This is a genomic window from Paenibacillus sp. 1-18, assembly GCF_000520755.1.
Taxonomy (GTDB): Bacteria; Bacillota; Bacilli; order Paenibacillales; family Paenibacillaceae; genus Paenibacillus; species Paenibacillus brasilensis.
Map to the genome: position 1 here is coordinate 1 of NZ_ASSB01000279.1, position 474 is coordinate 474.

General features: G+C 42.4%; 1 protein-coding gene. It reads right to left on the reverse strand.

Annotated elements, in window-relative coordinates:
* On the reverse strand, positions 1-406 hold a 406-nt coding region (locus L693_RS0117565), incomplete at its 3' end, for a transposase (protein WP_025718669.1).
* Positions 407-474: the final 68 nt, after the last annotated feature.

Consider the following 474-nt stretch of genomic DNA (forward strand, 5'->3'; position numbering starts at 1 on the left):
GCTCGTCTATAACACTTTCATTTGCCTCCAGTTCTTTCTGTGGCTCTTTATTAGCTGTACGTCCTCGACGCTCCATATAGAGTCCTTCAGGTCCTTCATTTCGATAAATGCGCTCCCCATTCCGAATGGATCTATCTTGTACATCATGCTTCTTCGCAGCAGCTTTATAACTCAAATGGTTCTCATGCATATCTTCTAATATGTACTGCTTTTGTTCTCCAGTAAAAGTCCTGTGTGTTCCCTTATTGATCAATCCCGCAGCTCCATGCTTGGAGTATGCAGCTACCCATTCATTAACCGTTACATGGTTCATTCCATGCTTACGTGCTGCTTCGTTCTCAGACAGCCCTCCCTCAAGTACATCTATAGCAACTTTTATTCGTATTTCTTCGCTGTATTTGACCATAAAGTAAAATCCGCACCCTTTCTTCTTAGAGGATTATATCATGTGTCTAAGATTTGGGGTGCGGTTCA